The sequence below is a fragment of the Citrobacter sp. wls826 genome (assembly GCF_005281245.1).
Taxonomy (GTDB): domain Bacteria; phylum Pseudomonadota; class Gammaproteobacteria; order Enterobacterales; family Enterobacteriaceae; genus Citrobacter; species Citrobacter braakii.
This window is the reverse complement of the sequence record NZ_SZWS01000054.1, coordinates 166277-172037: the sequence shown is the minus strand read 5'-3', so window position 1 is coordinate 172037 and position 5761 is coordinate 166277. Positions and strand designations below refer to the sequence as shown.

General features: G+C 55.4%; 8 protein-coding genes. 3 read left to right on the top strand and 5 right to left on the bottom strand.

What is annotated here, in order from left to right; translation table 11 throughout:
- Nucleotides 1–78 precede the first annotated feature (78 nt).
- Nucleotides 79–1422 (bottom strand): NADP-specific glutamate dehydrogenase, encoded by a 1344-nt coding sequence (gene gdhA / locus FDW87_RS14865; RefSeq protein ID WP_016152833.1) that lies wholly within the window; start codon nt 1420–1422, stop codon nt 79–81.
- A 252-nt stretch (nt 1423–1674) separates the two neighbouring features.
- Between gdhA and FDW87_RS14860 the strand changes: the two genes are divergently transcribed.
- Nucleotides 1675–1935, top strand: a complete 261-nt coding sequence (locus FDW87_RS14860) for a YnjH family protein (protein WP_170974251.1) — start codon at nt 1675–1677, stop codon at nt 1933–1935.
- On the opposite strand, the gene FDW87_RS14855 is transcribed toward FDW87_RS14860, so the two are convergent.
- On the bottom strand, nt 1895–2308 hold the full coding sequence (locus tag FDW87_RS14855) for a pyrimidine (deoxy)nucleoside triphosphate diphosphatase (protein ID WP_032947020.1): 414 nt from the start codon (nt 2306–2308) through the stop codon (nt 1895–1897). The genes FDW87_RS14860 and FDW87_RS14855 overlap by 41 nt on opposite strands.
- Nucleotides 2309–2387: 79 nt before the next feature.
- Between FDW87_RS14855 and FDW87_RS14850 the strand changes: the two genes are divergently transcribed.
- Nucleotides 2388–2957: a carboxymuconolactone decarboxylase family protein gene (locus tag FDW87_RS14850; protein ID WP_137379892.1), complete on the top strand. Its 570-nt coding sequence runs from the start codon at nt 2388–2390 to the stop codon at nt 2955–2957.
- Nucleotides 2950–3573: a CDP-alcohol phosphatidyltransferase family protein gene (locus FDW87_RS14845; protein ID WP_047358607.1), complete on the top strand. Its 624-nt coding sequence runs from the start codon at nt 2950–2952 to the stop codon at nt 3571–3573. Before FDW87_RS14850 ends, FDW87_RS14845 begins: the two co-directional genes overlap by 8 nt.
- Before the next feature lie 100 nt (nt 3574–3673).
- Here FDW87_RS14845 and FDW87_RS14840 read toward each other — a convergent pair whose 3' ends face one another.
- The 3 genes from FDW87_RS14840 to FDW87_RS23310 form a co-directional block, all read right to left on the bottom strand.
- Nucleotides 3674–4981, bottom strand: coding sequence for a sulfurtransferase (locus FDW87_RS14840; RefSeq protein ID WP_049040435.1), 1308 nt, complete (start codon nt 4979–4981; stop codon nt 3674–3676).
- An 86-nt stretch (nt 4982–5067) separates the two neighbouring features.
- Nucleotides 5068–5700 carry an ATP-binding cassette domain-containing protein gene (locus FDW87_RS14835; protein WP_137379891.1) on the bottom strand — a complete coding sequence of 211 codons (633 nt, stop codon included), beginning with the start codon at nt 5698–5700 and terminating at the stop codon, nt 5068–5070.
- Nucleotides 5700–5761: hypothetical protein (locus tag FDW87_RS23310; protein WP_371415028.1), on the bottom strand; the 62-nt coding region annotated here is incomplete at its 5' end. The genes FDW87_RS14835 and FDW87_RS23310, both read right to left, overlap by 1 nt.

The following is a 5761-nucleotide window of genomic DNA, read 5'->3' as shown; positions in this document are numbered from 1 at the left end:
GAGGCGGGCCTGTAATGCGCTCTTAGGCTGGATAAGGCATGTGTGCCGCATCAAGCCGACGGGAACAATAGATCTGAATTAAATCACACCCTGGCCCAACATCGCGTCGGCAACTTTCACGAATCCCGCGATGTTGGCGCCACGTACGTAGTTGGTTTGCTTGCTTTCGCCGCCGTACTCGACGCAGGCATGGTGAATATCCAGCATGATGTGGTGCAGGCGTGCATCCACTTTCTCCGCTTTCCAGCCCAGACGTGCGGCGTTCTGCGCCATTTCCAGACCGGATGTCGCTACGCCTCCCGCGTTGGCCGCTTTACCCGGCGCGAACAATACACCCGCTTCCAGGAACAGATCGGTGGCCTCGATGGTGGTAGGCATGTTTGCCCCTTCGGCGACAGCCTTCACGCCGTTGGCGATCAGTACACGTGCCGCATCGACATCAAGTTCGTTCTGGGTGGCGCACGGCAGGGCGATATCCACCGGAACCGACCACGGCTGTTGGCCTTCCAGATAGGTCAAGCCAAATTCGCGGGCGTAATCCGCCACGCGGCCGTCGCGGCTGTCTTTGATCGCACACAGACGCGCCAGTTTTTCTTTGGTAAATCCGCTTTCGTCGACCACGGTACCGCTGGAATCGGAGGCTGTGACTACTCGCGCGCCAAACTCCATGGCTTTCTCAATGGCGAATTGCGCCACGTTACCGGAACCAGAGACGGCCACGCGCATGCCTTCAAAGCCCAGGCCATGGCGTTTGAGCATCGCTTCGGTGAAGTACACCAGACCGTAGCCGGTAGCTTCCGGGCGAATCAGGCTGCCGCCGAAAGAGAGACCTTTACCGGTAAAGACGCAGGCGCTGTTGTTGGACAGTTTTTTCATCATCCCGGCCATAAAGCCGACTTCACGACCGCCTACGCCGATATCGCCCGCCGGAACATCGGTATCGGGCCCTAAATGGCGGAACAGTTCGGTCATCAGCGCCTGACAAAAACGCATGATTTCGCCTTCGCTTTTACCTTTCGGATCGAAATCGCTCCCGCCTTTACCCCCGCCCATTGGCAGCGTGGTGAGGGCGTTTTTAAATGTTTGCTCGAAGCCAAGGAATTTCAGGATCGACAGGTTCACGGAAGGGTGGAAACGCATCCCGCCTTTGTATGGGCCAATGGCGGAGCTAAACTGCACGCGCCACGCGCGGTTGACCTGCACCTGATTGCGATCGTCCAGCCAGACGACGCGGAACTGGATCACGCGCTCCGGTTCAACCAGACGTTCCAGCAACGACATCTGACGATAACGCGGGTTTTGCTCGAGGAAGGGCCACAGTGTCGTCATTACCTCACGAACGGCTTGCGCGAACTCGGTCTGATTCGGGTCGCGCTTTTGTACATGGTTAAGGAATGACTCCAGAGAACGTGTCTGATCCATAGATATAAGTACCTCTTATGTATTGATATGGTTATATTTTTGATTTTTGTGTTAAGTGTTTTGCAGTTTTTGACTATAACATCAGCAGTGTGACGGGACGCAAGAAAAAATTAACCGCGCTAAGTAAATTAATATTGCGGCGTGGGTCATAACCAAAAGCGATGATGGCAAGGGCTAAAGTTTCTGCCGGTTTATACCGTTATACTGAGCATAACTGTCAGTCAAAAAGGAAAGAATATGCGCCGTATAATCATGGCAGGAGCGTTGGTACTGGTGTCCAGCGCGACGCTGGCAAATCAGCTTTATCGCCCGGACGTGCAGGTGAATGTCCCGCCGGAAGTGTTCAGTTCCAGCGGTCAGCGGGCGCAACCCTGTAGTCAGTGCTGTATTTATCAGGATCAAAACTACTCAGAAGGGGCGGTGATTAAAGCGGACGGCGTTTTGCTTCAGTGCCAGCGCGATGATAAAACGATCAGCACGAATCCGCTGGTCTGGCGTCGCGTAAAAGGATAAACGCTTCTAATAGCGGGATATCGGCAGGCGCCAGCGGATAACGCAGCGCCTCTTCGGGTGAACACCAGACGATATCCTGATGTTCATACACTTTCAGCTCCCCCTGATATGACGGTACATGCCAGGCATGTAAGTGAATGAGTCGGCCTGAAACCTCGCGTTGATGGCTGGCAATGTAGCGCCCAACGACCGCCTCGATGCCCAACTCTTCACGCAGTTCACGGACCAGCGCCTCTGGCTGACTTTCCCCCGGCTCAACCTTACCGCCAGCAAACTCCCACATACCTGACTGATCCGCATGCTGCGGGCGTTGAGCCAGTAAAATTTTGCCATCACGTTCAATGATAGCGGCGACCACGTCGAGGGTTTTCATTATATTCATCAATATCTAACGGCAGAAAATGACATACTATCGTTATCTTTGTTTTATCTAAAGTATTCAGGAGCCACCGTTGAACGATCCTCAGTCGTGGGTAAAACCGTTAACGCGTATCCCTTCCAGTTTGCAACCGCTCGTTGCTACGCAGAAAAAACATTATGGTGATGTGCTGTATCCCACACGCTGGTGGGGGCGGATGCCGTTCCTGTTCTGGCTGGTGGCGCTGTTTGTCGGGTTTCTGGAGCGTAAAAAGGCGCGCATGTCGCCGGTGATGCGCGCGCTGTTGATGACCCGCGTTTCTCAGGTGTGCCACTGCGCTTTCTGCGTTGACGCCAACAGTTTACGGCTGGCTGAACGCTGCGGCGCGCTGGATAAAGTCTTACAGGTTGCCAACTGGCAAGAATCGACGCTATTTAGCGCAGAAGAACGTGTAGGGCTGGCCTATGCTGATGCGGTCACCGCAACGCCACCACAGGTTGACGATGCGCTGAAAGCGCAGATGAAGCAGTATTTTACCGATGACGCCATTACTGAAATGACCGCGCTGATTGCGTTTCAAAATCTCTCGGCGCGTTTTAATGCCGCTCTCGATATTCCCTCCCAGGGACTGTGCGACAGTTTTAAAGGACGCCCGCATGCTTGACCGCCATCTTCATCCGCGATTAAAACCGCTTTTGCATCGCTGCGTGGGCATCATTGATCAACCGGCGATTACCCCGGACGGACTTACGCTGGTCGGTTTTGCTATTGGCGTGCTGGCGTTGCCATTTCTGGCGTTAGGCTGGTATATGGCGGCGCTGGTGGCTATTGTGCTCAATCGGCTGTTTGACGGGCTGGATGGGGCGCTGGCAAGGCGCAGAGGGCTAACGGACGCGGGAGGATTTCTCGATATCTCGCTCGATTTTCTGTTTTACGCCTTAGTGCCGTTTGGTTTTATTCTTGCTGCACCGGCGCAAAATGCGCTGGCAGGCGGTTGGCTGTTGTTCGCGTTTATTGGCACCGGCAGCAGCTTCCTGGCCTTCGCCGCGCTGGCGGCAAAGCATCAGATTGATAACCCCGGTTATGCGCATAAATCGTTTTATTATCTGGGCGGACTGACCGAAGGAACCGAGACGATTTTGCTGTTTGTGTTGGGATGTCTGTTCCCGGAATATTTTGCCGTAATGGCGTGGGTCTTTGGCGCGCTGTGCTGGATGACGACGTTCACCCGGATCTGGAGCGGATATCTGACGCTGAAAGCGGTCCAGCGTCAGGCGTAACGCAGTGCGTTGCCGGATGCGCTTCGCTTATTCGGCCTACAACGATGGTTTATGTAGGCTGGGTAAAGCGTTCTCGCTGCATCCGGCAACAATGACAATCTTACTTGCTGGCGTCCGGACCCCGTTCACCGCTGGCGATCGGGTTTTTCGGAGAGCTGCTCCACTCATACCAGCCGCCGTCGTAGACGGAGACGTTTTTCCAGCCCATTGCGCGGGCATACATAAACGTTTCCGAAGCACGCCAGCCGGTACCACAATAGAATGAGACCTGTTGCTGTGGCAGGATATTCCATTGCTTCCACATGGCGGCGATGTCATCGGCGCTGCGCATGGTGCCATCCGGATTATGGAAATCTTCCATGTGGGTGGAGTCGCTGCCTGCATGGCCCCAACGCGCCCCTGCGATCTCACCTTTTGGCTTAATGTAGCTATAGCCGCTGGTCGTACCGATAAATTCCGGCCATGAACGAATGCTCACCAAAGACGCATCCTGGCGATGCAGCAGACCGCGAGCCTGTTCCATATCCAGCATCAGTTGCGGTTGGGCAGGGATCGTCACGCCGAAATCAGGTTCAGGCTTCACCGTTGGTGCAGTACCGCGTTCGACCGGTAAACCTGAGTCAGACCAGGTCTGCCAGCCGCCGTCGAGCAGACGAACATCTTTCACACCTGCATACAGCATAATTTGCGCCACGCGCGCGGCGGCGTAGACATCGCGGCCGTATAAAATCACCGTGGTGTCGTGGCGGATGCCGTGTTTCGCCAGCATCGCTTTGAGCTGCGCGTCGGACACTTTATTCCACAGCGGTTCGCTTTCGACTTCGTTGGTATCAATGTAGCCCGCGCCAGGGATATGGCTGAGCAGATACAACTTCGGCGCGCCCCAGGCGGCTTCAATCACTTTCCAGTCACCGGCCGGTTTGGCGGTCACCTCTTTACCCTGCTGAAGGTCGTGCAGCCACTGCGGGTAAACCAACTGTTCGAAGTGCGGCAGACGTTGCAGGCGGGCAGGGTCCGTAAGCGCATCGCTGAGGGTTGAGATAGCGTTAAAGCCGACTTTCTGCAGGCGGGATTTGACGGCCTGCATGTCAGTATCGCTGCCATACAATGCCACCGGCGCGTCGGTTTTCAGGTGATGTGCCTTAACCCAGGCGCTGAGTTGTTCATCATTCATCTTGTCGAGCCAGGCGGCAGACAGGTTCAGTGCGGAAGGCTCGTGTCCTGAAGGGCCATTAAGCGATTGCGGCCAGCCGTTGTAAAAAGCGCTCTGACGGGTATCGATCGCCGCGCCTTGCTTTTGCTGTAACTGGTTGAGGGTGAGCGTCTGTGCTGTTTCAGCAGCCCAGGAAGAAGCGCAAGCGAGCCCTAAAGCCAGTGCCAGCGCGGTCATTTGAGAAACACGTTTCATCGAATAGCCCGACGTTGAAAAAGAGGACGACATTCTGTGCCGCCAGTTAAGTAAAAACCTTGCGTTAACGCAGCATATCGCCACATTCACGCCCAGTTTTCCATCTGTAATACGCGACCTGCTGGCGGAACGTCCTGCGCATCGTGGGTAACCTGGACCACCGGAATACCCAGTTTACGTACCTCGGTGAAGACCCACTGGCGAAAGGTATCGCGCAGCGACGCATCCAGCCTGTTAAAGGGTTCATCGAGTAACAGCGCCTGGGGTTGCGCCAGCAGCGCGCGAAGCAGGGCGACACGCGAGCGTTGCCCGCCGGAGAGCGAAGCCGGATCGCGTGAATAAAATCCTGCCAGGCCCGCGCGTGCGAGGGCGCTTTCCACCTCATGGCGTCTGGCGGGACCTTGCACGCTGGCGGGTAAGGCCAGCAGTAAATTCTGCCCAACGCTGAAATGGTCAAACAGCAGCGCATCCTGAAACAGAATGCCAATCTGGCGCTGCGCGGTAGGCAGTGTGTCTACGCGCTGTTCGTTGAGCCACAGTTCGCCTGACGCCTGAAACTGAGGAGACAACGCCCCGATCATCCACGAAAATAACGAAGACTTACCGCTGCCGGAAGGTCCCATAATGGTGACAATGTCACTTTTATTAACCTGGAAATTAACGTCCTTCAGTAGCGCTGTCGTACCCTGGTACAACGAAACGCCTTGTACAGTGAGCATTAGCGGAGTCCTTGTCGAAAGCGGCCAATCCACGCAGCGAGAAACGCCGCCAGTGCGAAAA